The organism is Streptomyces sp. NPDC005574 (genome assembly GCF_040605435.1).
Classification (GTDB): domain Bacteria; phylum Actinomycetota; class Actinomycetes; order Streptomycetales; family Streptomycetaceae; genus Streptomyces.
Genome location: NZ_JBEXCW010000014.1, coordinates 105,313 through 131,713 on the forward strand (window position 1 = coordinate 105,313; position 26,401 = coordinate 131,713).

At 71.4% G+C, this 26,401-nt stretch carries 25 protein-coding genes and 3 pseudogenes; 8 read left to right on the forward strand and 20 right to left on the reverse strand.

Annotated elements, in window-relative coordinates; all coding sequences use genetic code 11:
• Positions 1 to 46 precede the first annotated feature (46 nt).
• The 8 genes from ABZT03_RS12800 to ABZT03_RS12835 form a co-directional block, all read right to left on the reverse strand.
• Complete coding sequence (locus ABZT03_RS12800; protein ID WP_356037543.1) at positions 47 to 1,513, reverse strand: MFS transporter; 1,467 nt, start codon at positions 1,511 to 1,513, stop codon at positions 47 to 49.
• Between the two features lie 70 nt (positions 1,514 to 1,583).
• Positions 1,584 to 2,615, reverse strand: a complete 1,032-nt coding sequence (gene fbaA, locus ABZT03_RS12805) for a class II fructose-bisphosphate aldolase (protein WP_356037546.1) — start codon at positions 2,613 to 2,615, stop codon at positions 1,584 to 1,586.
• Between the two features lie 165 nt (positions 2,616 to 2,780).
• On the reverse strand, positions 2,781 to 3,329 hold the full coding sequence (gene pyrE / locus ABZT03_RS12810; protein WP_356037549.1) for an orotate phosphoribosyltransferase: 549 nt from the start codon (positions 3,327 to 3,329) through the stop codon (positions 2,781 to 2,783).
• Between the two features lie 10 nt (positions 3,330 to 3,339).
• Entirely contained in the window at positions 3,340 to 4,131 is a 792-nt protein-coding gene (locus tag ABZT03_RS12815; protein ID WP_356037552.1) for an aldose 1-epimerase, read from the reverse strand.
• 88 nt (positions 4,132 to 4,219) lie between these two features.
• Complete coding sequence (locus ABZT03_RS12820) at positions 4,220 to 5,044, reverse strand: SRPBCC domain-containing protein (RefSeq protein ID WP_356037555.1); 825 nt, start codon at positions 5,042 to 5,044, stop codon at positions 4,220 to 4,222.
• A 173-nt stretch (positions 5,045 to 5,217) separates the two neighbouring features.
• Complete coding sequence (locus ABZT03_RS12825) at positions 5,218 to 6,855, reverse strand: polyamine aminopropyltransferase (protein WP_356037558.1); 1,638 nt, start codon at positions 6,853 to 6,855, stop codon at positions 5,218 to 5,220.
• 100 nt (positions 6,856 to 6,955) lie between these two features.
• Positions 6,956 to 7,510: a DUF2617 family protein gene (locus ABZT03_RS12830; protein WP_356037561.1), complete on the reverse strand. Its 555-nt coding sequence runs from the start codon at positions 7,508 to 7,510 to the stop codon at positions 6,956 to 6,958.
• Between the two features lie 402 nt (positions 7,511 to 7,912).
• A complete protein-coding gene (locus tag ABZT03_RS12835; protein ID WP_356037563.1) occupies positions 7,913 to 8,191 on the reverse strand; it encodes a hypothetical protein in 279 nt (92 codons plus the stop codon).
• Positions 8,192 to 8,320: 129 nt separating this feature from the next.
• On the opposite strand from ABZT03_RS12835, the gene ABZT03_RS12840 reads away from it, so the two are divergent.
• Entirely contained in the window at positions 8,321 to 9,511 is a 1,191-nt protein-coding gene (locus tag ABZT03_RS12840) for a pyridoxal phosphate-dependent aminotransferase (RefSeq protein ID WP_356037565.1), read from the forward strand.
• An 89-nt stretch (positions 9,512 to 9,600) separates the two neighbouring features.
• Here the strand turns inward: ABZT03_RS12840 and ABZT03_RS12845 are convergent, their stop codons facing one another.
• On the reverse strand, positions 9,601 to 9,864 hold the full coding sequence (locus ABZT03_RS12845; RefSeq protein ID WP_356037568.1) for a type II toxin-antitoxin system RelE/ParE family toxin: 264 nt from the start codon (positions 9,862 to 9,864) through the stop codon (positions 9,601 to 9,603).
• Positions 9,857 to 10,126 carry a type II toxin-antitoxin system Phd/YefM family antitoxin gene (locus ABZT03_RS12850; RefSeq protein WP_005483715.1) on the reverse strand — a complete coding sequence of 90 codons (270 nt, stop codon included), beginning with the start codon at positions 10,124 to 10,126 and terminating at the stop codon, positions 9,857 to 9,859. Before ABZT03_RS12850 ends, ABZT03_RS12845 begins: the two co-directional genes overlap by 8 nt.
• Positions 10,127 to 10,237: 111 nt before the next feature.
• Here ABZT03_RS12850 and ABZT03_RS12855 point away from each other — a divergent pair.
• From ABZT03_RS12855 to ABZT03_RS12870, 4 genes and pseudogenes are all read left to right on the forward strand, one after another.
• Positions 10,238 to 10,669, forward strand: a pseudogene (locus ABZT03_RS12855) (aminotransferase class I/II-fold pyridoxal phosphate-dependent enzyme); the annotation flags it as partial.
• A 127-nt stretch (positions 10,670 to 10,796) separates the two neighbouring features.
• Complete coding sequence (locus ABZT03_RS12860) at positions 10,797 to 11,054, forward strand: type II toxin-antitoxin system prevent-host-death family antitoxin (protein ID WP_307164531.1); 258 nt, start codon at positions 10,797 to 10,799, stop codon at positions 11,052 to 11,054.
• A gap of 10 nt (positions 11,055 to 11,064) precedes the next feature.
• A complete protein-coding gene (locus ABZT03_RS12865) occupies positions 11,065 to 11,325 on the forward strand; it encodes a Txe/YoeB family addiction module toxin (protein WP_356037623.1) in 261 nt (86 codons plus the stop codon).
• A gap of 297 nt (positions 11,326 to 11,622) precedes the next feature.
• Positions 11,623 to 12,735, forward strand: a complete 1,113-nt coding sequence (locus ABZT03_RS12870; RefSeq protein ID WP_356037625.1) for a hypothetical protein — start codon at positions 11,623 to 11,625, stop codon at positions 12,733 to 12,735.
• A 27-nt stretch (positions 12,736 to 12,762) separates the two neighbouring features.
• On the opposite strand, the gene ABZT03_RS12875 is transcribed toward ABZT03_RS12870, so the two are convergent.
• The 4 genes from ABZT03_RS12875 to ABZT03_RS12890 all read right to left on the reverse strand — a co-directional run bounded on the left by ABZT03_RS12875 (position 12,763) and on the right by ABZT03_RS12890 (position 16,949).
• A complete protein-coding gene (locus ABZT03_RS12875; RefSeq protein ID WP_356037572.1) occupies positions 12,763 to 13,293 on the reverse strand; it encodes a YbjN domain-containing protein in 531 nt (176 codons plus the stop codon).
• A gap of 167 nt (positions 13,294 to 13,460) precedes the next feature.
• The gene (clpB, locus tag ABZT03_RS12880; RefSeq protein WP_356037575.1) at positions 13,461 to 16,058 is read right to left on the reverse strand and encodes an ATP-dependent chaperone ClpB; all 2,598 of its coding nucleotides are present in this window, start codon (positions 16,056 to 16,058) and stop codon (positions 13,461 to 13,463) included.
• 367 nt (positions 16,059 to 16,425) lie between these two features.
• Positions 16,426 to 16,761 (reverse strand): hypothetical protein, encoded by a 336-nt coding sequence (locus ABZT03_RS12885; RefSeq protein ID WP_356037578.1) that lies wholly within the window; start codon positions 16,759 to 16,761, stop codon positions 16,426 to 16,428.
• Positions 16,758 to 16,949, reverse strand: a complete 192-nt coding sequence (locus ABZT03_RS12890; protein WP_356037581.1) for a hypothetical protein — start codon at positions 16,947 to 16,949, stop codon at positions 16,758 to 16,760. Before ABZT03_RS12890 ends, ABZT03_RS12885 begins: the two co-directional genes overlap by 4 nt.
• 156 nt (positions 16,950 to 17,105) lie before the next feature.
• Here ABZT03_RS12890 and ABZT03_RS12895 point away from each other — a divergent pair, with 156 nt between their 5' ends.
• Both ABZT03_RS12895 and ABZT03_RS12900 read left to right on the forward strand, forming a co-directional pair.
• Positions 17,106 to 18,092 (forward strand): helix-turn-helix transcriptional regulator, encoded by a 987-nt coding sequence (locus ABZT03_RS12895; protein WP_356037583.1) that lies wholly within the window; start codon positions 17,106 to 17,108, stop codon positions 18,090 to 18,092.
• 48 nt (positions 18,093 to 18,140) lie between these two features.
• Positions 18,141 to 19,131, forward strand: a pseudogene (locus tag ABZT03_RS12900) (helix-turn-helix transcriptional regulator).
• Here ABZT03_RS12900 and ABZT03_RS12905 read toward each other — a convergent pair.
• On the reverse strand, positions 19,085 to 20,122 hold the full coding sequence (locus ABZT03_RS12905) for a LuxR C-terminal-related transcriptional regulator (protein ID WP_356037586.1): 1,038 nt from the start codon (positions 20,120 to 20,122) through the stop codon (positions 19,085 to 19,087). The pseudogene ABZT03_RS12900 and the gene ABZT03_RS12905 overlap by 47 nt on opposite strands.
• Positions 20,123 to 20,271: 149 nt before the next feature.
• Here ABZT03_RS12905 and ABZT03_RS12910 point away from each other — a divergent pair.
• A pseudogene (locus ABZT03_RS12910) lies at positions 20,272 to 20,632 on the forward strand (circularly permuted type 2 ATP-grasp protein); the annotation flags it as partial.
• A 130-nt stretch (positions 20,633 to 20,762) separates the two neighbouring features.
• Here ABZT03_RS12910 and ABZT03_RS12915 read toward each other — a convergent pair.
• From ABZT03_RS12915 to dnaK, 5 genes are all read right to left on the reverse strand, one after another.
• Positions 20,763 to 21,869, reverse strand: coding sequence for a substrate-binding domain-containing protein (locus ABZT03_RS12915; RefSeq protein WP_356037627.1), 1,107 nt, complete (start codon positions 21,867 to 21,869; stop codon positions 20,763 to 20,765).
• 314 nt (positions 21,870 to 22,183) lie between these two features.
• Entirely contained in the window at positions 22,184 to 22,636 is a 453-nt protein-coding gene (locus ABZT03_RS12920; RefSeq protein WP_356037588.1) for a helix-turn-helix domain-containing protein, read from the reverse strand.
• A gap of 6 nt (positions 22,637 to 22,642) precedes the next feature.
• Entirely contained in the window at positions 22,643 to 23,824 is a 1,182-nt protein-coding gene (dnaJ, locus tag ABZT03_RS12925) for a molecular chaperone DnaJ (RefSeq protein ID WP_356037591.1), read from the reverse strand.
• Positions 23,825 to 23,857: 33 nt separating this feature from the next.
• Complete coding sequence (gene grpE / locus ABZT03_RS12930) at positions 23,858 to 24,511, reverse strand: nucleotide exchange factor GrpE (RefSeq protein WP_356037594.1); 654 nt, start codon at positions 24,509 to 24,511, stop codon at positions 23,858 to 23,860.
• Positions 24,508 to 26,349: a molecular chaperone DnaK gene (dnaK, locus tag ABZT03_RS12935; RefSeq protein ID WP_356037597.1), complete on the reverse strand. Its 1,842-nt coding sequence runs from the start codon at positions 26,347 to 26,349 to the stop codon at positions 24,508 to 24,510. Before dnaK ends, grpE begins: the two co-directional genes overlap by 4 nt.
• Positions 26,350 to 26,401: the final 52 nt, after the last annotated feature.

Below are 26,401 nucleotides of genomic sequence, written 5' to 3' on the forward strand. Positions count from 1 at the left end.
CACGGTCGCGTGGCCGTGGCGCACCGGGCGGCGGCAGGCCCGCGTCTCAGCCGATGCGTTTGCGGGCCCGCGCTCCCTCCAGGGGTGGTGCGGTGACCCAGCCGTGGGTGCGGCATTCCGGCAGCCGGCAGTCCGGGTCCGGCCGGCGGACGGTCGCGAAGGCGAGCGCCGACGCCACCACCAGCACCCCCGCGCACACCAGCATCGCCCGGCCGAACGCGGCGTCGAACGCGGTCGCCGACCGGTAGGCGTCCTCGCCCATCCCGGCGACCAGCGGCAGCGCCGCCACCGCGATCAGGCCGGCCGCGCGGGCCGCCGCGTTGTTGATGCCGCTGGCCAGACCGGCCCGGGCGGTGTCCACGGAGGCGAGCACGGTGGCGGTCAGCGGCGCCACCAGGGCGACCAGGCCGGCCCCCATCACCAGCAGGGCCGGCAGGACGTCGGTGAGGTAGGAGGCGTCCGGCCCCACCCGCCGCATCAGCAGCATGGCGGTGGCGCACAACAGCGGCCCGACGGTGAGCGGGACGCGCGGGCCGATCCGCTGGGCGAGCTGGCCCGAGCGGGCGGAGAACAGCAGCATCATCGCGGTCGTCGGCAGCAGGGCTGTGCCGGCCTGGAGCGCCGAGTAGCCGGCCACGACCTGGAGCTGGAGGGCGGTGAGGAAGAAGAAGCCGCCGAAGGCCGCGTAGACGCACAGCGTCACCAGGTTGACGGCCGTGAACTGGCGCGAGGCGAACACGTCCAGCGGCATCATCGGGTCGGCGCTGCGTTTCTCGACGGCGACGAAGGCGACGCCCGCGACCACCCCCGCCACGGCGGTGAGCACCACGACGAGCGAACCGCCGCGGGCCTCGATCAGCGCGTACGTCACCAGGGCGAGCGAAAGCGCGCCGAGGACCGCGCCGAGCACGTCGAAGCGCCCGTGAATGCGGCCGTCCCCGGACTCGGGCACATGCCGTACCGCGATGGGGGCGCAGGCCAGGGCCAGCGGGACGTTGAGCAGGAACACCCAGCGCCAGCCGGGGCCGTCCACCAGCCAGCCGCCGAGGAACGGGCCGACGGCCGCGCCGATCCCGCCGAACCCGGACCACATGCCGACGGCCCGGCTGCGGTCGTCGGGATGGAAGGACGCCTGGATGAGGGCGAGCGAGCCCGGGGTGAGCAGCGCGCCACCGACGCCCTGCAGGGCACGGGCGGCGATCAGGACGCCGGCGCTCGGGGCGAGCCCGCACAGCAGCGAGGCGGCGGCGAACCAGACGACGCCGATCACGAAGATCTTGCGGCGGCCGTAACGGTCGCCGAGGGAGCCGCCGAGCAGGATCAGCCCGGCCAGCGTGAGCATGTACGCGTTGACCGTCCACTGCAGGGCGGCCAGGTTCGCGTCGAGGTCACGGCCGATGCGGGGCAGGGCGACGTTGACCACGGTCGAGTCCAGCGTGGCCATGCTGGAGCCGAGCACGGTGGTCAGAAGGATCCACTTGCCCTGCGAGGAGGCCAGCCGGACGTCGGGCATGCCCCAGGTATACAGCGAGCCCGGTGCCGTGGCACCGGGCTCGGGGAAAGCGGTCGGCCGCCGGGGCCGACTACTTGATCTTCGTACCGGCGGAGCGCAGGTGCTGCGTGGCCTCGACGACCCGCGCGGCCATGCCCGCCTCGGCCAGCTTGCCCCAGGTCCGCGGGTCGTAGGTCTTCTTCGAGCCGACCTCGCCGTCGACCTTCAGGACACCGTCGTAGTTGCGCAGGACGTGGTCGGCGACGGGACGCGTGAAGGCGTACTGCGTGTCCGTGTCGATGTTCATCTTGACCACGCCGTTCTCCAGGGCGGTCGCGATCTCCTCCGCGGAGGAGCCGGAGCCGCCGTGGAAGACGAAGTCGAAGGGCTGGGAGCCGGCGGGCTTGCCGTACTTGGCGGCCACGCCCTCGTTCAGGTCCTTGAGGAGGTCGGGGCGCAGCACGACGTTGCCCGGCTTGTACACGCCGTGCACGTTGCCGAAGGACGCAGCCAGCAGGTAGCGGCCCTTCTCACCGAGACCGAGCGCCTCGACCGTGCGCACGGCGTCGTCGACCGTGGTGTACAGCGAGTCGTTGATCTCGTGGGTGACGCCGTCCTCCTCGCCGCCGGTCGGGGTGATCTCGACCTCCAGGATGATCCTGGCGGCGCGGGCGCGCTCCAGCAGTTCCTGCGCGATGGCGAGGTTGTCGGCGAGGGTCTCGGCCGAGCCGTCCCACATGTGGGACTGGAACAGCGGGTTGCCGCCGGCCTTGACGCGCTCCTCGGAGACCGCGAGCAGCGGACGCACGTACCCGTCGAGCTTGTCCTTCGGGCAGTGGTCGGTGTGCAGGGCGACCGTGACCGGGTACTTCTCGGCGACGATGTGCGCGAACTCGGCCAGCGCCACGGCGCCGGTGACCATGTCCTTGCTGTACTGGCCGCCCAGGAACTCGGCACCACCCGTGGAGATCTGGACGATGCCGTCGCTCTCCGCCTCCGCGAAGCCGCGCAGCGCAGCGTGCAGGGTCTGGGTCGAGGTCACGTTGATGGCCGGGTAGGCGAACTTGCCTGCCTTCGCCCGGTCGAGCATCTCGTTGTAGACCTCGGGGGTTGCGATGGGCATCTGTCCGCTCCTTGGATGTGCGGTTCGGCGTTCTTCTGTCCTACGGCCCTGACCTAGACCTCGGGGGTGACGTCGTCGTCGGCCCCATCCTTCCAGACCTGGCCGGATGGTCCCGTCCTGGTGTCCACCCTGTGGATAACGAAAGTGCCGGGAGCCGTCCGGCTCCTAGTCGAGGCCCAGCTCGTCCTTGGAGTACGCGAAGAGGTACGGCACCCCGGCGCCCTCCCGGATCTTCTCGGCGGCACCGGTCGCCCGGTCGACGATGGTCGCCACCGCCACGACCTCGGCGCCCGCCTCGCGCACGGCCTCCACGGCGGCCAGCGGGGAGCCGCCGGTGGTCGAGGTGTCCTCGACCACCAGCACCCGGCGGCCGCTGATGTCCGGACCCTCGACCCGCCGCTGCAGTCCGTGCGCCTTGGCGGCCTTGCGGACGACGAAGGCGTCCAGCCGGCGCCCCCGGGCGGCGGCCGCGTGCAGCAGGGCGGCGGCCACGGGGTCGGCGCCCATGGTCAGTCCGCCGACCGCGTCGAAGTCCAGGTCCGCGGTCAGGTCCAGGAGCACCTGGCCGACCAGCGGCGCGGCCTCGCCGTCGAGCGTGACGCGGCGCAGGTCGACGTAGTAGTCCGCCTCCAGACCCGACGACAGGGTCACCCTGCCGTGCACCACGGCCTTGTCCTTGATCTGCTCCAGCAGCTTTCCACGCGCGTCAGTCATGCCCGTCAGCTTAGAGGCGGCGCCAGCTCCACGTGGTGGCGGCTTCCAGCGGATCGATCGCGGTGACCAGGCGCGGGAGCGTGTTCAGGCCGTTGGGCGGGCCGGTCTGCGGCTCCACGCACACGGCGGCCTCCTGCTCGTCGTACACCACGACCCACTGCTCGCGGCTGGCCACCCTCAGCTCCAGCCGTCCGGGCCAGGTGACGGTCACGTCGACGCCGTCGGGCATGCCGAAGCAGTCGTCCCAGGGGCCGGGCCTCGGCTCGACGCGCTTGCCGGTGGGGAGGTGGTCGTCGCCGCGCTCCTCCTGCCAGGCGGGCGTGAAGTCGAGGCGGGCGCCCTCGCCGTCGCCGAGGGTGCGGTTGAACCAGGGGTGCCAGCCGATCTGCGCCGGGAAGGACGTCTCGTACGTCTCGACGGCCATGCCGAGCGTCAGGGTGTCCGGGGTGAGCGTGACGACCTGCGTGACGCGCCCCGGGTGGGGCCAGGGGTCGACGAGGTCGTACGTGATGACCGCCTCGTCGGCCGAGACGCGGGCGGTGCGCCAGGCGCCGTCGCGCGCGGTGCCGTGGATGGCGTGCGGCGGGGAGTTGAGCGGCAGTTGACGCAGGGTCCCGCCGTCCAGGAACCGTCCGTCGCGGGTCCGGCCGCACCAGGGGACCATCGGGAAGCAGCCGAACCGCTCGCCCTGCCGCAGGAGTTCGACGCCGCCGACGCGGAGCCCCCCGATCCGCCCGCCGTTGCCCGGCTGCACGGTCACTTCCGCGTCACCCGCGGTCAGCGTGATGTCTTCGTTACTCACGGGACGACCCTACTGGGCCGATCAAGAGGGCATGAGGGGGGCGGGGGCGACGGCCGGGCGCGAGGCGCGGCGGACGGCCCGGCGGGCGTCAGTGGCGTCTGCGCAGGACCCGTCCGGCCACGATCGCCGAGGCGAGGACCACCGCCGCCGCGGGCGCCGCCCAGCGCAGGGCGGAGGCGGGGGTGATGGTCTGCGGGGCCGGTACGGGGGCGTAGCGGCCGCGCGGCGGGGCGTGGTCGACCTCCTCCGCGCTGCGCCCGATCATCGTCCGGCGCGCGTGGGCCGCCTCGGCCGCGGCCGGCTCCTCGAAGCCGTCGCCCGGCCCCGGTCCGGCGTCCTCGGAGACGTGTGCGTCGAGTGGTCGTGGCGCCTTCCGCGGTCCCGGCTCCGGCTCCGGAGCCTGGTCTTCGTCGGCCCCCGTTTCCGGCTCCTGACCGGCTTCGGCCCGCTCGGTCCGCGGGGGTTTCGGCTGCTCCGGCCGCCCCTCCTCCGCCGTGGCGGCACCCAGGTTCTCCGCGAAACGGTTCAGCAGCCGGACGACGGCCGAGCCGACCGCGTCGGCCGGCAGGTCGGTGACCCGACCGTCCGCGGCGGCGACCGCCTCGAAGGCCAGGATGGCGCCGCCTTCCGCGTCCCGGAGGCGGAGCGTCAGCGTGAGCTTGACCGAGCCGCTGCCGCGCGTCTCGGTGGCGTCGCCCTCGACGGCGTACGAACCGTCGTCCAGGCCGGACACGCGCGCGGTACCGCGGTAGGTGACGGAGTGGCTGCCGACCCGCACCTTCAGCCGGCCGCTGACGGGCTCGGCGCCGGCGTCCTGCTGGAGGCCGGGGACGGCCCGGGCGACCCGCGCGGGATCGGCCAGCGCCTCCCTGAGCCGCTCGGCCACAACCGGAACGAACACCTCATGCTCCATGTCGGCCGAGCCTACCCAGTGGGCGCCGTACCGCACCCGCGTTGACCGAAATAGCCCACGCGCCGACCGGAGATGCCCGGCCGCCGCCACCCGCCCGGCGATCCCCGCTCCCGTCGGAAGCGCGTCAGACGCGCGGCAGACGCGGCAGACGCGGCAGTACGCCTCAGAACGCCTCAGAAACGCGGATGCACCAGCGTCGAGGGCGGCAGGCCGGTGATGCTCAGGTGCGCCGCCGTGCGGGCCGCCGCGGTCAGCGACGGCTGGGTCAGGGTCGCCGGGCGGGGGCCGTGGGGCGCGAGGCGCAGGGGTGGGCGGGTGTGGCGGGCGGCGAGGACGAACCCCCAGTCGTGCGGGGCGCGGCCCGCGCCCGCGGAGCGGTCGGGTCCGTCGGCGAAGCCGGGGTCGCGGCCGCCCACGCGGTAGGGCGCCGTACGCAGACCGGCCGCCCGGAGCGTCGCGTCCACCGTCCAGAAGGCGCGGGCGCGGGAGGAGACGGGGCCCGCGTGCACCACGAGCCGGCCGCCGGCGGCGAGCGTCCGCCGCGCCAGGCCGTAGAACTCCTGGGAGTACAGCTTGGTGCTCGCCGTGATGCCCGGATCGGGCAGGTCCGCGATCACCACGTCGTACGTGGCCGGCGGCGCCCCGCGCAGCCAGCCGAAGGCGTCCGCCGTGAAGACGCGCACCCGCGGGTCGCCGTAGACATGGCCGTTGAGTGCGGACAGGGCGGGGTCGCGGCGGGCCAGCCGGACGACCGTCGCGTCGAGTTCGACGATGTCGACCCGCCGTACGCCCGGATGGCGCAGCACCTCGCGCGCGGCCAGGCCGTCGCCGCCGCCGAGGACGAGCACGCGCGCGTGGGGGCCGTTCATGGCGGGCTCGACCAGTGCCTCGTGGTAGCGCTGTTCGTCACGGCCGCTGACCCGCAGCCGGCCGTCGAGGAAGAGACCGAGGGGCCGGCCGTGGGTGCCGCCGGTGAGGACGATCTCCTGGACGTCGCTCTGGACGGCGACGCGCACGTCACGGCCGTAGACGGCCTGGCGCGCGGCCCGTTCGAAGTCGTGGACCAGAGCCGCGGCGGTGGCCAGCAGGGCGAGCACGGCGATGTTGACGGCCAGCAGCGTCCAGCGGGCGCGGTGGCTCAGGTCGCGGCGGAACAGGCCGAGGACGAGGGCGCCGCCGGCGACGACGTTGACCGCGCCGGTGAGCAGCGTGCCGGTCAGCTGGCCGAGCCGGGGCAGCAGCAGGAAGGGGAAGGCGAGGCCGCCGACGAGGGCGCCGACGTAGTCCGCCGCGAACAGGTCGGCCACCGCGCCGCCCGCGTCCTGGCGCCGGATGCGCTGGATGAGTTCCATCAGCAGCGGGACCTCGGCGCCGATGAGCAGGCCGATGGCGAGGGAGAAGGCGACCAGCAGGCAGCGGGGGCCGCTCCCCCACAGGCCGCCCCAGCCGCCGGTCCAGGCGAAGACTGCGTACAGCGCCATCGCGCTGCACCCGCCGACCAGGGCGAGGGCCGCCTCGATCGCGCCGAAGGCGGCCGCGGCCCGCCAGCGCAGCCGCTTGGCGACGAGGGAGCCGATCCCCATCGCGAAGACCATCACGGACAGGACGACGGAGGTCTGGGTGACCGAGTCGCCGATCAAGTAGGAAGCCAGGGCGACGAGTTCGAGTTCGTACACCAGTCCGCAGGCCGCACAGACGAAGACGCACAGGAGGACGAGGAACCGGCCCGTGCCCGGCTGGACGGGCAGCCGCACGGGTCCCGCCCAGGACGGCGGGGTGCCGGGCGGGGCGGGGGCGTGCGGTTCGATCACGTTGCGACGTTACGTCACGCCCTCGGTACGCTTCGTCACCCACACGTGTGGAAACGACGGGCGCCCGGGTTTCGCTGTTTGAGCCTTACGAGTGGTGCCCTCAGACCCCGGACACGCTCAGACGTGTCCGCCGCGGGCCGCCGGACCGGACGGTCGGCACGCCCACGCGGGTGCGGGTCGCCACCAACTGCCCGTCCTGCGGGTAGGCGTGCCAGGTCCGCCAGTGCACCTGCCCCTCGTGGCGCTGGGCGAGCAGCGCGGTGAAGGCGTGCGGGCTGCCCGGGAAGACGCCGGCGAGGCCGTTGGGGTGGTCGGAGACCAGGGCGAGCAACTCCTGGGCGCGGCCGGCGAACGAGCCCGGGGACAGCAGCTCCACCCGGGCCGCGAACTCGTACTCCCAGTCGTCGCCGACGCGCTTGGCGACGCCCAGCGGGAGGGGCATGCTGCCGGCGATGCAGGCCACCGTCTCCGAACAGCTGCCTCGCGCCTCCTCGAGTAGGACCTGGTGGGACGCGCCGAGGAGCCTCAACTGGAGTTTCGAACCGCCCAGTTCGAGGTCCAGCGAGGCGAGGGCGGGCAGCGGCTCGCGCCCCAGGGCCCAGGCGAGGTCGGCCGCGCGCGTGTCGGTGTAGGAGGTGGTGAGGGTCGTGAGCATGGGTCGGCTCCGCAAGCACGCAAAGAACGGGGAGATGTGGGTCCGGCGCACCCCTGGCGACATCGGGGTATCGGTCCGGTCAGCCCAGTCGGGACGTCAGGAGGTGAGAAAGGTGTCCGCTGGACGTCCGAGGGGCCGCGTCGGTGGTTTAGAGGGAATCATGAACTGTGGTGCCGTCACAGCGTTTTTACCCAACTTCGTGCGGTTTCCATCCCTCAGAGGGCTGCCCAGCTCAACTGTTCAACCACAACGCGCGCCGGGACGGCCGCTCGTACCCCATGACACCGGGCGCCCGCGGGGTGTGAACCCCGGCGGACGCCCGGTACGACGCGGCGGGGACCACCCCCGAACGGCCCCCGCCGCACGGCCGCGACGCGGCCCGTGGAGCTCGGCTGCCCCGTGTCAGCTGCCTCCACCGCATCCGCCGCCGCCGCACGACGAGCCGCCCCCGCACGACGACCCACCGCCGCAGGAGTGCCCGCCGCCGCAGGAGTGCCCGGAGTGCCCCCCGTGGTGACCGGAGGACCCTCCGCCCCCTCCGTCTCCCCCGCCCGCCCACCAGCTGCCGCCGCCGGCCGCGCCGTACGACCCGGCGCGCCTGCGCCGGCCGGTGCGTGCCGCGGCCACGAGCACCCCGACGAACAGAACCGCGATCACCGCCAGGATGATGCCGAAGACCATGGCGTCACCCTCCTTCCGATGTCCCCGGAACGACCCCCCGTGGGCGTCCCGCTTGCTGCGTGCCGGGGAGATGCCCTCCCGCCCCGCGCGCCAAAGCAGAGTTGAGGAACTCCAGAGCTTGGGCGGAGGATGACCGGCATGACCTCCAGCGCACGCCCCCTGCTCAACCGCCGGCTCGCCGCGTTCGGGACCACGATCTTCGCGGAGATGTCCGCGCTCGCCCTGCGGACCGGGGCGATCAACCTCGGGCAGGGCTTCCCGGACACGGACGGTCCCGAGGAGATCCGTGAGGCGGCGGTGCGGGCGCTGCGCGAGGGGCGCGGCAACCAGTACCCGCCGGGGCCGGGCGTCCCCGAGCTGCGCGCGGCGATCACCGCGCACCAGGAGCGGCGCTACGGGCTGTCCTACGACCCGGACAGCGAGGTGCTGGTCACCGCGGGCGCCACGGAGGCCGTCGCCGCCGCCCTGCTGGCTCTGGTGGAGCCCGGCGACGAGGTGGTGGCGCTGGAGCCGTACTACGACTCCTACGCGGCCTGCATCGCGATGGCGGGCGGCACGCGGGTGCCCGTCACCCTGCGCCCGCACGAGGGGAGTTTCCGGCTCGACCTCGACGAGTTGCGCGCCGCGGTCACCGACCGGACCCGGCTGCTGCTCGTCAACACGCCGCACAACCCGACGGGCACGGTCCTGACCCGCGCGGAGCTCAGGGCGATCGCGGAGCTGGCCGTCGAACGGGACCTGCTGGTGATCACGGACGAGGTGTACGAGCACCTGGTGTTCGACGCGGCCGAGCACGTGCCGCTGGCCACGTTCCCGGGGATGCGCGAGCGCACGGTCTCGATCGGCTCGGCCGGCAAGACGTTCTCCTTCACCGGCTGGAAGGTCGGCTGGATTACGAGTACTGCGGAACTCGTGACCGCCGTCCGCTCCGCCAAGCAGTTCCTGACGTACGTGGCCTCGGGCCCCTTCCAGTACGCGATCGCCGAGGCGCTGCGCATGCCGGACTCCTACTTCGAGGAGTTCCGCGCCGACATGCGAGCCAAGCGCGAGCTGCTCGCGGGGGGCCTGGAGCAGGCGGGGTTCACGGTCTTCCGCCCGGCAGGCACATACTTCATCACCGCCGACATCCGCCCCCTGGACGAGAGCGACGGCATCGCGTTCTGCCGTTCACTGCCGGAGCGTTGCGGGGTGGTCGCGATCCCCAACGCGGTCTTCTACGACCACCGCCAGCAAGGCGCGCCCTTTGTGCGATTCGCGTTCTGCAAGCGGACAAGCGTGCTGGAGGAGGCGGCATCCCGGCTCAAGTCGCTGGCAACGTAGCAGTCGTACGGCCTGGGCTCCTCCGTGGCCCTCAGCCCCGCACCGGAGGAGCCAGGTGTCAGCAGACACCAGCGCGATGCCAGGAGTGCTCAGGTGTCGTAGACGGTGGAGCGATGCCCGACGTGTACGACCCATACCACCAGCTCGCCGTTGTCGATTGTGTAGATCACGCGGTAGTCGCCTACCCGTAGGTGGCGCCGGTCGGGCTGGGAGACGAGGGCCGTGGTGTTGAACCCCATCGGGTCGTTCTCCAGCTCAGTCAGCTTGGCCAAAATGCGGAGGGCCATGTCTCGCGGCACCTTGCGGAGTTCGGCCTGAGCCTCGGCTCGGAAGACGGTGCGGTACTCACTCACTGCGTGCCAGCGTCTCCCTCATGATGTCCTCGATCGGGATGCCGGGTGCCGGGTTGGTCATGCGCTCGTCGATGATCCGGTTGATCTCGCGCTCTTCCCACTCCTGGTATTTGCGCAGCACCTCGATGGACACCACGGCGGCGACCTGCTTGCCGCGCCGGGTGATGACGGTAGGTACGTCGTCCCGGTCGGCCCGCTCCACGACCTCGGCCAGGTGTGCCCGGACATCGCGGATCGACTCTATGGGCATGGGCTGTGTCATGCACCCAAGAGTACCGAGTGTCCCATGTGTACACAACAGCTCATTGTCGCTCGGGGGTGTAGCCCTGCGGGCCGGGCCCCATGCGAATGAGTGCGCGAACGGGGAGCGGCCTGGGTGACGGCGGCGCCGCCGCTGGTCACGGCGGTGCGCTCGGCGAAGCAGTACCTCACCTACGTCGCCTCGGGGCCCTTCCAGTACGCCGTCGCCGAGGCGCTGTCGCTGCCCGACACCTACTTCGACGCCTTCCGCGCGGACATGCCGGCCAAGCGGGACCTGCTGGCGGCGGGTCTGGCGGAGGCGGGCTTCGGGGTGTTCCGGCCGGCCGGAACGTACTTCGTCACCACCGACATCCGGCCGCTCGGCGAGAGCGACGGCTTCGCGTTCTGCCGCGCGCTGCCGGAGCGCGCCGGAGTCGTGGCCATCCCCAACGCGGTCTTCTACGACGACCGGGAGGCGGGCGCGCCGTTCGTGCGGTTCGCGTTCTGCAAGCGGACGGCGGTGCTGGAGGACGCCGTGTCGAGGCTCAAGGCCCTCGCGGGCTGAACCCGGGACCGGCGCGCCGGGGCCTGCCCGGGAATTCGCGCCGGAGGCCCGCCCGGCCGTCGTTCCGGCGCTTGCCCGCACCGCAGGCATCGACGTACAGTTTCTTGTACGTCGAGGAGGTTCGATCGTGAAGACCATGACCTATTCCGAGTCGCGCGCGCGGTACGCCGAGGTGCTCAACTCCGTCACGGACGACCGCGAAGAGGTCGTCATCACCCGGGCCGGACACGAGCCGGTCGTCATAGTCTCCCTTGAGGACTACGAGTCCCTGAAGGAGACGGCCTACCTGCTGAGGAGCCCGGCGAACGCCCGGCGCCTGCTCGCGTCCATCGACGAGCTGGAGAACGGCGGCGGCACCGTACGCGAGCTGACGACCGACGAGTGAGGGCCGCGAGCTGAAGATCACCTTCTCCTCCCGCGCCTGGGAGGACTATCTGTGGTGGCAGCTTCAGGACCGGAAGATCCTGAAGCGCATCAACACACTCGTCGCGGACATCGCCCGTAACGGCAACGAGGGGATCGGCAAACCGGAACCCCTCAAGCACGGATTCCAGGGCTACTGGTCACGCCGCATCAATGACGAGCACCGCCTGATCTACAAGGCCACCGAGGACGGCGTCCTGATCGCACAGTGCCGTTATCACTACGAGAGCTGACAGGAAGGGCGCCGGGCACAGCCCGTGCGGTTCGCGTTCTGCAAGCGGGCGGCGGTGCTGGAGGACGCCGTGTCGAGGCTCAAGGCCCTCGCGGGCTGAACCCGGAACCGGCGCGCCGGGGCCCGCACCGGGTGTCACGTCGCCACGCCGGGCCGCAGGAATCCGTACCCGGTCGGGCGCACCGTGTTCGCGAACGTACCTTTTCCCCTGCAATGTGCGGGTGTGACCCAAGCCAGCGCTCTCGCCCCCGCCGTCACCGAGCCGCACGCCGGCAGCCGCGTCCACCCCTGGCGGCCCCTGGCGGCCGCTCTGGGGCTGTTCGCGGCCGCCCGGGTGTCCGGTGCGGTCGTGCTCGCCGCGACCGCCTGGGCCACCGGCAGACAGCCGCTCGCGCTGCTCGGGCGGTCCTGGGACTCCCTGTGGTACCTGGGGATCGCCGCCCACGGGTACGGCCGCGTGCTGCGCTTCCAGCCCGGTGTCGTCCACAGCGACCTCGCCTTCTTTCCGCTGTACCCGGGGCTGGTGCGGGCGCTGACCACGGTGAGCCCGCTGGGCGGGGGCGCGGCCGGCCTGGCGGTGTCCTGGCTCGCGGCGGCGGTGGCGGCCTGCGGGATGTACGCCCTCGGGGCGCGGCTGCACGGGCGGGCGGTGGGCACCGCGCTGGTGCTGCTGTGGGGCCTGCTGCCGCACTCGGTGGTGCTGTCGATGGCGTACACGGAGCCGGTGCTGACCGCGTTCGCCGTCTGGGCGCTGTACGCGGTGCTGGACGGGCGCTGGCCGCTGGCGGGCGCTCTGGCCGCGCTGGCGGGGCTGGCCCGGCCCAACGGGTTCGCGGTCGCGGCCGCGGTGCTCGCGGCGGCGGGCTGCGAGCTGTGGCGGTGCCGCGGGCGGGCCGGAAAAGTTACCCACAGCCTGTGGACGGGCGCCGCGCTCGCACCCGTCGGCTGGGGGGCGTACGTGCTGTGGGTCGGCCGGCGCGTGGGCGATCCGCTCGGCGGCTACTTCGCCGTGCAGCGCCGGTGGGGCTCACGCTTCGACTTCGGGCGCGGCTCGCTGGGGTTCGTGCGCCACCTGCTGCTGCACGGGGACCGCTTCGTCTTCCCGATGACGATGGTGATCGTCGCGGTGTCCGTCGTGCTGTACGCCCTGCTGCTCGCCGACCGCGCCCCGCTGCCGCTGCTGGTCTACAGCGGGGTGCTGCTGCTGGTCACGCTCGGCGGCTCGGGATTCTTCGAGTCCAAGCCGCGCTTCCTGCTCCCCGCCTTCCCGCTGCTGCTGCCACCGGCGCGGGCACTGGTGCGGACGGCGAGAGCCCGGCCCTGGCACGCGACCGTGGTGGTCGGTGCCCTGGCCGGGCTCTCGTTCGCCTACGGGGCGTATCTGGTCGTCATCGCCCACACGCCCCTGTAGCGGCCCGGAGTCGGACCGGGGGCCGACCTACTCCTCGTCGCCCTCGGGCTTGTCCGCGTCGTTGACCTCCTGCTCGAGGCCGAGCTGCTCGACCAGCCACTTGTCGAACTCGATGGCGGCCCGCACCCAGCTGACCGTCGAGGAGACGAAGTGCTCCAGGGCGACGCCGGTGCCGATCAGCATCTGCGCCTCGCCGATCAGGCGGACGGTGCCGTCGTCGTGGGTGTGGCTGTAGACCTTCGGCCACAGCGTCCGCCGGTTCCAGTCGTCGATGGACTCCAGCAGGGCGTGCTTGGAGTCGATCTGGTGCGGCCGGTCGTAGAAGGTCCGCACCGAGAAGACCTGCTGGTCGCCCTCGCCGCGGAACATGAAGTACGTACGGAACTCCTCCCACGGCGCCGCGAGGTCACCCTCGTCGTCGACGACGTACTTCAGCTCCATCTGGTCGAGGAGTTGCTTCACAAGGTCCTGATCCGGCACGACGGGGCCCGCCGGCCCTTGGGGCTCGGGCTCGGGCTGGCCCCCGAAGTTGGGAATCGAGGACGGGTCAATGGACATACCTGGAAACTCCTGCGGTTGTCTGGCTCGTCCGGCCGTCACTGAGACCAGACGTACATCTCCACCCTCTCTCTCTTCACCCACGACCGGCAACCTCATCCGCCGACGGGCCGGGCGCGGCTTCCGGGACGGGTGCCCCGGAAGCGCGCCGAGAGGGGGTTCGCGGACTACAGCGTCTTGCCGGTGGCGGGGCCCACGATCAGGCCGTCGCCGAAGGCGTCCACCCGGACCGTGTCGCCGTCCTTGACCTCGCCGGCCAGGATCTCCTTGGCGAGCCGGTCGCCGATCGCGGTCTGCACGAGCCGGCGCAGCGGCCGGGCACCGTAGGCCGGGTCGTTGCCCTCGTCGGCCAGCCAGGCGAGCGCCTCGTCGGTGACCTCCAGGGTCAGCCGCCGTTCGGCCAGCCGCTTGGCGAGACGGTTGATCTGCAGCCGGGCGATACGGCTCAGCTCCTCCTTGTTCAGCGCCGAGAAGACGACCAGGTCGTCGAGCCGGTTGAGGAACTCCGGCTTGAAGGAGGCCCGGACCACCTCCAGGACCTGCTCCTTCTTCTCCGCCTCGCTGGTGAGCGGGTCGACCAGGAACTGGCTGCCGAGGTTGGAGGTCAGCACCAGGATGGTGTTGCGGAAGTCGACCGTGCGGCCCTGACCGTCCGTCAGGCGCCCGTCGTCCAGCACCTGGAGGAGCACGTCGAAGACCTCGGGGTGGGCCTTCTCCACCTCGTCCAGCAGGACGACGCTGTACGGCCGCCTGCGCACCGCCTCGGTGAGCTGGCCGCCCTCCTCGTAGCCGACGTATCCGGGCGGGGCGCCGACCAGCCGGGCCACGGTGTGCTTCTCGCCGTACTCCGACATGTCGATGCGGATCATCGCCCGCTCGTCGTCGAAGAGGAAGTCGGCGAGCGCCTTGGCGAGTTCGGTCTTGCCCACGCCCGTCGGGCCGAGGAAGAGGAACGAGCCGGTGGGCCGGTCCGGGTCGGCGATGCCGGCCCGGGTGCGCCGCACCGCGTCGGACACCGCGCTCACGGCCTCCGACTGCCCGATCAGACGGCGGCCCAACTCCTCCTCCATGCGCAGGAGTTTCTGGGTCTCGCCCTCCAGCAGGCGGCCGGCCGGGATGCCGGTCCAGGCGGCGACGACGTCCGCGATGTCGTCGGAGCCGACCTCCTCCTTGACCATGGTGTCCTTGGCGGCCTCCTCCTCGGCCTCCGAGGCGGCCTCCAGGTCGCGCTCCAGGCTCGGGATCTCGCCGTAGAGCAGCTTGGAGGCGGTGTCGAAGTCGCCGTCGCGCTGGGCGCGTTCGGCCTGGCCGCGCAGCTCGTCGAGCTTCTCCTTCAGCCCGCCGACCCGGTTGAGGGACTGCTTCTCCTTCTCCCAGCGGGCGGTCAGACCGCGCAGCTCCTCCTCCTTGTCGGCGAGATCGCGGCGCAGCTTCTCCAGGCGTTCGCGCGAGGCCGGGTCGGTCTCCTTGCCGATCGCCAGCTCCTCCATCTTCAGCCGGTCGACACCGCGCTGGAGTTCGTCGATCTCGACGGGCGAGGAGTCGATCTCCATACGGAGCCGCGAGGCGGCCTCGTCGACCAGGTCGATGGCCTTGTCGGGCAGGAAGCGGGAGGTGATGTAGCGGTCGGAGAGGGTGGCGGCCGCGACCAGCGCGCTGTCCGCGATCTGCACCTTGTGGTGGGCCTCGTAGCGGCCCTTGAGTCCGCGCAGGATAGCGATGGTGTCCTCGACGCTGGGCTCGGCGACCAGCACCTGCTGGAAGCGCCGCTCCAGGGCGGGGTCCTTCTCGATCCGCTCGCGGTACTCGTCGAGGGTGGTCGCGCCGACCATGCGCAGCTCGCCGCGGGCCAGCATCGGCTTGAGCATGTTGCCGGCGTCCATGGCGGAGTCGCCGCCCGCGCCCGCGCCGACGACGGTGTGCAGCTCGTCGATGAAGGTGACGATCTGGCCGTCGGAGTCCTTGATCTCCGCGAGGACGGTCTTCAGCCGTTCCTCGAACTCGCCGCGGTACTTCGCACCCGCAACCATCGCGCCGAGGTCGAGGGCCACGAGCCGCTTGTTCTTGAGCGACTCGGGCACGTCCCCCTTCACGATCCGCTGGGCGAGGCCCTCGACGACGGCGGTCTTGCCGACGCCCGGCTCACCGATCAGCACCGGGTTGTTCTTGGTGCGGCGGGACAGCACCTGCACGACCCGGCGGATCTCCTGGTCCCGGCCGATGACCGGGTCGAGCTTGCCGTCGCGCGCGGCGGCGGTGAAGTCGGTACCGAACTTCTCGAGGGCCTTGTACTGGCCCTCCGGGTCGGGTGTGGTCACCCGGCGCCCTCCCCTGGTCTTCTGGAACGCGTCCAGCAGCTTCTTCGCACTGGCCCCCTGCTGGGAGAGTACGTCGCCGGCCGCGCCGCCCTTGGCGGCGATGCCGATCAGCATGTGCTCGGTGGAGAGGTACTCGTCACCGAGGTCCTTGGCCCGCTCGCCCGCGTTCGCGATCACGGCGAGCAGTTCCCGGTTGGGCTGCGGGGGCGCGACCGTGGAGCCGGTGACGCTGGGCAGCCCGGCGACGATCTTCTCGGCGCCCGTCCGTACGGCGGCCTGGTCGGCGTCGACCGCGGCGAGGAGGTCGACGATGTTCTCGTTGTCCTCGCCCTGGAGCAGAGCGAGGAGCAGGTGGGCAGGGGTGAGGTCCGGGTTGCCCTCGGACACGGCACGGCCGCTGGCCGCGTTGATGGCGTCCCGGCTCCGGTTGGTCAGCTCGGCGTCCACGTTCGCTCTCTCCTCCTGGCGTCAGCTGTCGGCCACGTCGTCCACATCTTCCAGCGCTGACTCAGTCAACGTACACAAAGTTGAGTCTATTCCACTCAAGGTTCGGAAGACACGTTCCCCGTGAGGGCCGGGTACCCGCACCGGGGTGGGACACGTGCCGGCGGCCGGAGCGGCGCGGGCGGCGGACGCGGACGCGCGTCCTTCACGGAGGGCACGGAGTCGTGGCCGATCGTTTTCAGCCACGACGTGCGGGCACGTATGTCCGGAAATAACGCCAGAAACTGCAGCGGCGTCACCGTGTTCAGGTCACGGTGACGCCGCTGCGGGGGGAAGTACCTGCGCGATCTGTTACGACGGGGGAATCGCGTCAGGCACTGCGGGGGGTGGCTGAGATGGTCGGCAGGTCCGGTACGTCCGGCTCCACCAGCTGGTGGTCCCGCTGGTCGAGGTTGACGAAGATCATTCCGTACCGGATGGCGCACCGCACCGGCTGCGGCGCCCCGCGAGGCCGGCGCAGGCACCGGTACGCCCGCAGGTCCTCGTCCTCGTCCCGGGTCACGACGACCGGCTCACCGAAGACCGTCACCATCAACGAGTCACCGGCGTGGGGGATCGCGGTGACCAGGTCGATGAAGTGCCAGCCCGAGCGATAGGCGGTGGCCATCTCGCGCCGGAAGGAGCGGTCGTCGGGTGGGGTGGTCATGCCGCCGTGCCCTTCGGCACGATGCTCCAGGACAGGTCCCCCGCCAGCACGTTGCTCCAAGAGAGGTCCGGAGGTGCGACGGCCTCACCGCTGGAGTCCGGGTGGGTGGCCGGTTCACTGCTCCAGGAAAGGTCCAGGGCACCGTACGCGCCGAACACCAACCCAGCGGAGAAGGCGACAGCGAGCACCGAGCGAACCATTCTCTTGCACATAGTCGGCTACGTCCTCACTTCCGTGGCTACTCTCCCCCGCCGTCACCAAGACGATGGCTCATTCAGTCAGGCGAACACCACAGGGTCGATGCATCATGTTCCTGCACGTTCAGGACCCTGGGGGGTGGAGCTTTGCCATCAAATGACCCATACCGGACACATCCTCATACCGAGGCGGAGTTGTGTGCCGACGGCAGGCGGCTTTACGCCAGCGCGCTCCGGTTCGGGCGCATCGCCCGTACGGAGGTCGAGCCCGCTCCCTGCCTGGTCGACTTCGCGCTGCTGCACCCCGACCCGGACGACGCGAACTGGCTGCGTCCGGTTCCGCCGGCGGCGGCGCTCGCGCAGCGGCTGCACCCCCTGGAGCGGGAGATCCAGGAGCGCCGGAGCCTCGCGGTGCAGCTGACCGACTCCTTCGAGCCGTTCCTGGCCATCAGTGCCCAGGACCTGCCCACCACGCACGCCATCACCGTGCTGGAGGGCATCAACCGGATCAACTCCGCGATCGAGCTCGCCCTCACCGACTGCCGGTCGGAGATCCTGACGGTCCAGCCGGGGGGCGGCCGCAGCGAGCACTCGCTGACCGAGGCCCTGGACCGGGGGCAGGCCGTCATCGCGCGGGGCATCACCATGCGGACCCTGTACCAGCACACCGCCCGGCACAGCCAGGGCACCCTGGCGTACGCCGAACTGATGGCCAAGGGCGGCAACGTCGAGATCCGGACGCTCGAGGAACTCATCGAGCGGCTGATGATCTTCGACCGCACCGTCGCCTTCATCCCGGCCCGCGACGACAGCGCGGTCGCCCTGGAGCTGCGCCACCCGGGCCTGGTCGACTACCTGGCCAAGGTCTTCGAGCAGCTGTGGGCCCGCGCGGTCCCGCTGCTGGAGGAGACTCCGTACGCTCCCCCCACCGACGGCATCAGCGGCGTCCAGCGGTCCATCGCCAAGCTCCTCGTCGAAGGGCACGTCGACGAGGCCATCGCCCGCCGCCTCGGCATGAACGTGCGCACCTGCCGGGCCCACATCGCCAAGCTCGCGGCCGCCCTCGGCAGCGGCAGCCGGGCACAACTCGGCTTTCTCATCGCCCAGTCGGGGATTCTGGACCGCGACCACTGACCGGTGCGGACCCGCCCGGACGGGCGCCCCCACGAGAGGAGACCAGGAGTGGCCCCGGCGCCGCACCCGCAGCACGGACCGGAAGCCCTGTGCGCCGCGGGGACGCAGCTGTACGAACGCGCCCTGCGCGAGGGCCGGGTTCGCGCCGCGGACGCCGAGACGGCCCCCTGCCTCGTCGACCTCGGTCTGCTCCACCCCGCCCGCACCGACCTCGACACACTGGAGTCCGCCTGCCCGACGGTGGCCCTGCACCGGCTGCTGCGCGCCTCGCAGGAGCGCATCGCCGACGAACGGCGGCGCGAGCAGCGGCCGACCGGGACCTTCGAACCGCTGCTGCGCATCGGCGGGCCGCGCGCCACCGGCGGCGACACCCCGATGATCAGCGTCCTGAACGGACTCGACCGGATCAACCTCGCCATCGCCAGGCCATGGCCGACGCCGGCGCCGAGCTCCTCGCCATCCACCCGCACACCAGCCACACCCGGGCCCGCCCCGAACGGCACGCCGAGGCCCTGACCCGCGACCAGGACCTCCTGGACCGCGGCGGCCGCATCCGCACGCTGTACCAGCACACGCTGCGCCACGCGTCCTCGGTCCTGGCCCGCTACGAACGGCTGCGCGGCGACGTCGAGGCCCGCACCCTGGACGAGGTGACCGAGCGCCTGCTGGTCGTCGACCGCGCCGTCGCCTTCGTTCCCGGCAGCAAGGACCGCTCGCCCTGGAGGTACGGCACCCGGTCCTGGTGGACTACTTCGCCACCGCCTTCGACCGCCTGTGGCGGCTGGCCGGCCCCATGCACCCGCGGGCGGCCCCGCAGCCCTCCCGCGACGGCGTCACCCACCGCCGGCGGGCCATCGCCGCGCTGCTCGTCGAGGGCCACACCGACGCCGTCATCGCGGACCGGCTCGGGACGAACGTCCGTACCGCCCGGGTCCACATCGCCGAACTCGCGGCGGCCCTCGGCAGCGAGAGCCGCGCGCAGCTCGGCTACGTCATCGGACGGGCCGGGATTCCTGACCGGGAAGAGTCAGCGGGGTGACGCCCGCCGGACGGGCCGGGCCGTCCAGGCCGACCTGGGCGATCCGGACGCCCAGTTGGGTACGGCTGGCCGCGCCCAGCGTCTCCGACAGCCGCGCGATGTGGGCCCGGCAGGTGCGCACGCTGATGCCGAGCCGCTCCGCGATCACCGCGTCCTGATGGCCCTCCGCGAGCAGCGCGGCGATGGACTGCTCCCGGTGGGAGATGCCCTCGATGCCGGTGTCGGGCAGCGGCGCGGTCAGCGGGATCGCCAGCCGCCACAGCCGCTCGAAGACCGTCACCAGGTACTGCACCAGCGCCGGGTGGCGCAGCTCAAGGGCCAGGGTGCGGTCGGCGTTCGCGGGGATGAAGGCCACCGTCGAGTCGAACAGGATCAGCCGGTCGATCACCTCGTCGAGGGTCCGGGCCTGCACCGAACCACCCATCAGCTCCAGGTAGTTGATGAGGCCCTGGCCGTGCCTGGCGACATGGGTGTACAGGTCGCGCATGCGCACGCCCCGGCCGCGCAGCGCGAGCGCGCGGTGCAGTCCCTCGGTGAGTTCGTGCTCGGGGCGGATGCCGCCGGGCTGCACGGTGAGGACCTCCGTCGTGCAGGCCTCGGTCGCCTCGTCCATCGCGGCCTGGATACGGGCGAGGCCGTCCAGGACGCGGATCGCCGCGCCCTCCCCGGCGGCCGGCCGGGGCCGCGGGCCGAGACCGGCGTACCACTCGACGGCCGCCACCGCCGAGCCCACCATCCGCTGACTCGCGCTGACCTCGTCGTACACCCCGCGCAGCAGCCGGGTCATGACCTCCTGCGGGGAGGTGGGGACCAGCCAGTCCATGTCGTCGGGGTCCGGGTGCAGCAGCGCCAACTCCAGCAGACAGGGCACCGGTTCGGCGTCACGGCGCGGCACGCGGCCCCGCCGTACGGCCCGGGAGTACACGCGATCCCCGGTCTCGCACAGTCGGTCAGCACCGTGTGGATGCTCGTCCGTCCCGTGCCCGGCCATCGCCCATCCCACCCCCGGTTCCCGTCTTCCGCAGCGCAACTATGCGCGGACGGGACCCGCTCCGCAACACGGCTCCCCCCGGCGCGGGCGGTGGAAACCATCGGTATATCCCGGTATCTCCGGGGCCCCTTCCGGCGGGTTGCAACAACCTGCTCGCCGCCGCGCCCGACGGCGCCCAGGACACCCGGGCGGTCGTCCTCACCCCCGGCCCGGCAACGCCGCCCACCGGCCCGGCTGATGGGCGTTCAAAGGGCCGAGAGGCACGACCTGATGTGCCGGGGCGACCGGGTCCGGATACGGACCACGCGCGGCGAGGTGGCGATGCACGTCGTGTACCGGCGCCCGGACGACGACTTCCTCGACCCGCTCCAGTTCCGCCCCGACCCGGCGATCGGCCGCCCCGGCGTCCTCGGCGCGACCACGACGGGAGACGTCACACTCGCAAACACCGCCGGCAACGGAATCACCGACGGCAACCTGCTCCACACCTACGTCACCGACCTGATCCGGCCACCGCCGACGTCACCCCGCACGGGGGCGTGTACCGCAAAGTGGCCGGCGGCCTGCCGGAGGGGAGGTCAGGGTGGAGTTCGCCCGGGTGGCGTGGGACACCGCCCGGGCTGATCCGGACCGGGGAGCCCTAGTGGAGGCCGATGGCCGCGCAGGCGGACTTGTACTGGCTGGTGCAGATGTCGGACACCTTGTAGATGCCGTCCGCGACGACGGTGCTCTTGATGTTGTCCTTGGTCAGGGCGACCACGGGCACGAGCTGCGCCGGCACGGCCTTGTTCGTGGGGCTGTCGACGCTGTCCCGGGCGAGCGCGTCGAACTGGATGTCCTTGCCCTGGATCTTCGCCACGGCCATCTCCGCGGCGGCCTCGGCCTCACCGGGGTAGGGCTTGTAGACGCTCATGTACTGCTCGCCGGCCACGATCCGCTGCACCCCGGCGAGTTCCGCGTCCTGACCGGTGATCGGGGGCAGCTTGGTGACGCCCGCGGCCTCCAGCGCCTTGATGACACCGCCGGCCATGGCGTCGTTGGCGGAGTACACCGCGGCGATGTTGTCCTTGCCGATCTTGTTGATCGCCTGGGTCATGTGCGACTGGGCCAGCTCCGGGCTCCACTTGTCGGTGTCGAACGAGTCGGCGATCGTCACCTTGCCCTCCAGCTCGGAGAGCGCGCCGGTCTTGAACTGCTTCGCGTTGGGGTCGGTCGTCGAGCCGTTGATCATGACGACCTTGTCGGAGGAGTCGGCCCCCGCGCCCAGCGCCTCCAGCACGGAACGGCCCTGCACCTCACCGACGAGCTCGTTGTCGAAGGACACGTAGGCGTCGATCGGGCCCTCGGCCAGGCGGTCGTAGGCGATGACCGGGATGCCGGCCTCCTTGGCCTTCTTCACCATGGGCGCGATGAGATGCGAGTCGACCGCGTCGAGCAGGATGACGTCGACCTTGTCGTCGATCATCTGCTGCATCTGGGCGGCCTGCGTGTCCGTGTCGGCACCGGCGTTGGCGTAGACGGTCCGGCCCTGCTTCTTGGTGAGGGAGGCGACCTTCGCCTTGATGATCGGGTAGTCGAACTCGGCGTACCGGGTGTTCGTCTTCTCCGGCATCAGGACGCCCACCGTGATGTCGTTGCCCTTGGTCGGGCTCGCGTCCGCGCTGTCCCCCGAAACCCCCAGGGCACCGCACGCGGCCAGCGAAAGGGTCATCGTGGACGCGGCCACGGATATGGCGATACGACGCATGGGGGTGCTCACTTCTGGTGCCTTCCGGACGTGGACGCAGCATTGCGACCCAGATGACTGAAAAGCCAACGCGGCCACGCCCCCCAGCGTCAAGCGAAACTACTTAACGAGATGGCAACGCCACGCTCCGCTTTGCATGTGAAGACGTGGGGGAACCGCCGCCGAACAGTCTTCACGGACTCTACACGGCGCCTCTTCCGCCGGGCAGTGAAGATCCGCCGGGACCACGGACGGACAGTGGACGCGTACGCACGCGAAGGGGCCCGGGGAGGTTCCCCGGGCCCCTTCACAGCGGTGTTCCCGCGCGCGTGGGTTCAGTCCGACGGCTGCTGCCGCTTGGGTCTCCACACCACCAACGCGCTGGTCTGCTGCACCTCCTGGTACGGGACCAGGTCCCGCCGGTAGGAGGCGTGCACCGCGGCCTCGCGCTGCTGCATCGCGGCCGCCGCGCCGTCGAGCGCCGCTTCCATCTCCGCCACCCGGGACTGCAGGGCGGCGACCTGGTTCTCCAGCTCGATGATCCGCTTGATTCCGGCCAGGTTGACGCCCTCGTCCTGCGACAACTGCTGCACCTGGCGGAGCAGTTCGATGTCACGGGCCGAGTAGCGGCGGCCCCGGCCGGCGGTGCGGTCGGGGGAGACCAGGCCCAGACGGTCGTACTGGCGCAGTGTCTGCGGGTGCAGGCCGGAGAGCTGGGCCGCCACCGAGATGACGTAGACCGGGGTTTCCTCGGTCAGTTCATACGGGTTGCGTCGACGACCGTCCATCTCGAATCAAGCTCCCTTCGCGGCCTGGAACAGCTCCGCCCGCGGATCCTCACCCGCGGTCGCCTCGCGATACGCCTCCAGCGCGTCACGAGCCTTCCCCGACAGCTCCGTCGGAACACTCACCTCCACGGTGACCAGCAGGTCGCCGCGCGTGCCGTCCTTGCGGACCGCGCCCTTGCCACGGGCGCGCATGGTACGGCCGTTGGGTGTGCCCGGCGGCAGCTTGAGCGTCACCGGCGGGCCACCCAGGGTGGGCACCCTGACCTCGCCGCCGAGCGCCGCCTCCGTGAACGTCACCGGGACGGTGACGGTCAGGTTGTCCTCCTTGCGGCCGAAGACCGGGTGCGCGTCCACGTGCACGACGACGTACAGGTCACCGGCCGGGCCGCCCCGCTCGCCGGGCGCGCCCTTGCCGCGCAGCCGGATGCGCTGGTTGTCGCTCACCCCGGCCGGGATGCGGACCTGCATGGTCCGCGACGACTTGGCGCGGCCGCTGCCGTGGCAGACCTCGCAGGGGTTCTCCGCCATCAGGCCGCGGCCCTTGCAGTCCGGGCAGGGGTCCGTCAGCGAGAAACCGCCGCCGGAACCCCGGGCGACCTGGCCGGTGCCGACACAGGTCGGGCAGACCCGCGGGTTGCCGTTCTTGTCGCCGGTGCCCGAACAGGCCTTGCAGGGCTGCTGGCTGGACATGCGCAGCGGGACCGTCGCGCCCTCGATCGCCTCGGTGAAACTGAGGGTGACCTCGGACTCGATGTCCTGGCCGCGCCGCGGGTTGGTCCGCATGGGGCCGGCGCCGCCGCGGTTGAACAGGCCCCCGAAGACGTCTCCGAGTCCGCCGCCGAAGCCGCCGGCCGGCTGACCGCCGCCCTGGGCCCCGCCTCCGAAGAGGTCGCCCAGGTCGAAGTTGAACGAGCCGCCGCCCGCGCCCGGCCCCGGACGGAAACCGCCGTTGCCGAAGAGGGTGCGGGCCTCGTCGTACTCCTTGCGCTTCTTGGGGTCGCCGAGGACGTCGTTCGCCTCGGAGATCTCCTTGAAGCGCTCCTCGGCCTTGGCGTTGCCCTTGTTGGCGTCCGGGTGGAACTCGCGGGCGAGCTTCCGGTACGCCTTCTTGATCTCGGCCTCGGTGGCGTCCTTGGGGACGCCGAGGACCTTGTAGTAGTCCTTCTCGATGAAGTCCTTGGTGCTCATCCTCGACGCCCCTCCTTTCTCATCGGTTCAAGCTCAGCCCTCGTCCGGGCCACCGCTCTCCTTGTCGTCGGCCGCCTCGGTCGCTTCCTCGCCCTTGACGGTCTGCGCCCCCGGCTGGGGTTCGGCCACGGCCACCCGCGCGGGGCGGATGGTGCGTTCGCCGAACCGGTACCCGGGCTGCAGAATCGCCACGCACGTGGTCTCGGTGACGTCCGGTGCGTAACTGTGCATCAGGGCCTCGTGGATGGTCGGGTCGAAGGGCTCGCCCTCCTTGCCGAACTGCTGCAGGCCCATCTTGGCCGCGACGGTCTCCAGCGACTCCGCGACGGACTTGAACCCGCCGAGGAGCTCGCCGTGTTCCCGCGCGCGGCCGATGTCGTCGAGCACGGGCAGGAGTTCGGTCAGGAGGCTCGCCACGGCGATCTCCTTGACCGTGATCCGGTCCCGCTCCACCCGGCGGCGGTAGTTCTGGAACTCGGCCTGGAGCCGCTGGAGGTCGCCCGTGCGCTCTTCGAGCGCCTTGCGTGCCTGGTCCAGCTGGGCCGTCAGACCGGCGATCTGTGCTGCTGAAGAGTCCCCGGCCGGGGCCGCCCCCTCCTGGGGGGCGGCCGTCGGCTCGGCGTCGTCAGAGGTGGCGCCGGAAGGGACGTCGGGCTTCTCCTCGAAGCCCGGGGTCTCCTCCGTCACGCGGCACCGTCCTTGCGCTCGTCGTCCACGATCTCGGCGTCGACGACGTCGTCGTCGGCCTTCGGGGCCTCGGCGCCCGGGGCACCGGCGCCGGCCTGACCGGCCTGGGCGTCGGCGTACATGGCCTGGCCCACCTTCTGGGAGACCGCGGCGACCTTCTCGGTGGCCGTGCGGATCTCAGCGGTGTCCTCGCCCTTGAGCGCGGCCTTCAGCTCCTCGACGGCGGCCTCGACCTCGGTCTTGACCTCGCCGGGGACCTTGTCCTCGTTGTCCTTGAGGAACTTCTCCGTCTGGTAGACGAGCTGCTCGCCCTGGTTGCGGGTCTCGGCGGCCTCGCGGCGGGCGTGGTCCTCCTCCGCGTACTTCTCGGCCTCCTGGCGCATCCGGTCGACCTCGTCCTTCGGCAGCGAGGAGCCGCCGGTGACGGTCATCTTCTGCTCCTTGCCCGTGCCGAGGTCCTTCGCGGTCACGTGCATGATGCCGTTGGCGTCGATGTCGAAGGCGACCTCGATCTGCGGGACACCACGCGGGGCCGGCGGCAGACCGGTCAGCTCGAACATCCCGAGCTTCTTGTTGTACGCCGCGATCTCGCGCTCGCCCTGGTAGACCTGGATCTGCACGGAGGGCTGGTTGTCCTCGGCGGTGGTGAAGATCTCGGACCGCTTGGTCGGGATCGTCGTGTTCCGCTCGATGAGCTTCGTCATGATGCCGCCCTTGGTCTCGATGCCCAGGGACAGCGGGGTGACGTCGAGCAGCAGGACGTCCTTGACCTCACCCTTGAGGACACCGGCCTGCAGGGCGGCGCCGATGGCGACGACCTCGTCCGGGTTGACGCCCTTGTTGGCCTCGTTGCCGCCGGTCAGCTCCTTGACGAGCTCGGCGACGGCGGGCATACGGGTGGAGCCGCCGACGAGAACGACGTGGTCGATCTCGGACAGCTGGATGCCGGCGTCCTTGATGACGTTGTGGAACGGCGTCTTGCAGCGCTCCAGCAGGTCGGCCGTCAGCTGCTGGAACTGGGCGCGGGTGAGCTTCTCGTCCAGGTGCAGCGGGCCCTCGGCGGACGCCGTGATGTAGGGCAGGTTGATCGAGGTCTCGGTGGACGAGGACAGCTCGATCTTGGCCTTCTCGGCGGCCTCGCGGAGGCGCTGGAGGGCCATCTTGTCCTTGGCCAGGTCCACGCCGTGGCCCGACTTGAACTGCTGGACCAGGTAGTCGACGACCCGCTGGTCCCAGTCGTCACCACCGAGGTGGTTGTCGCCGTTGGTGGCCTTCACCTCGACGACGCCGTCGCCGATCTCCAGCAGGGACACGTCGAAGGTGCCGCCGCCGAGGTCGAAGACGAGGATCGTCTGGTCGTCCTTGTCGAGGCCGTAGGCGAGCGCCGCCGCGGTGGGCTCGTTGACGATGCGCAGGACGTTGAGACCGGCGATCTCGCCGGCTTCCTTCGTCGCCTGGCGCTCGGAGTCGTTGAAGTAGGCCGGGACGGTGATGACCGCGTCCGCGACCTTCTCGCCCAGGTAGGCCTCGGCGTCGCGCTTCAGCTTCTGCAGGATGAAGGCGCTCATCTGCTGCGGGTTGAAGCTCTTGCCGTCGAGCTCGATCTTCCAATCGGTGCCCATGTGACGCTTCACGGACCGGATGGTCCGGTCCACGTTGGTGACCGCCTGGCGCTTGGCCACCTCGCCGACGAGGACTTCGCCGTTCTTCGCGAAGGCGACGACGGACGGCGTGGTCCTGGCACCCTCGGCGTTGGTGATGACGGTGGGCTCGCCGCCCTCCAGAACGCTGACGACGGAGTTAGTCGTGCCCAGGTCGATGCCGACCGCACGTGCCATGGTTGATTCCTCCAGCGATGACTTGAGTGGAACAGGCTCAAGTGTGCATCAC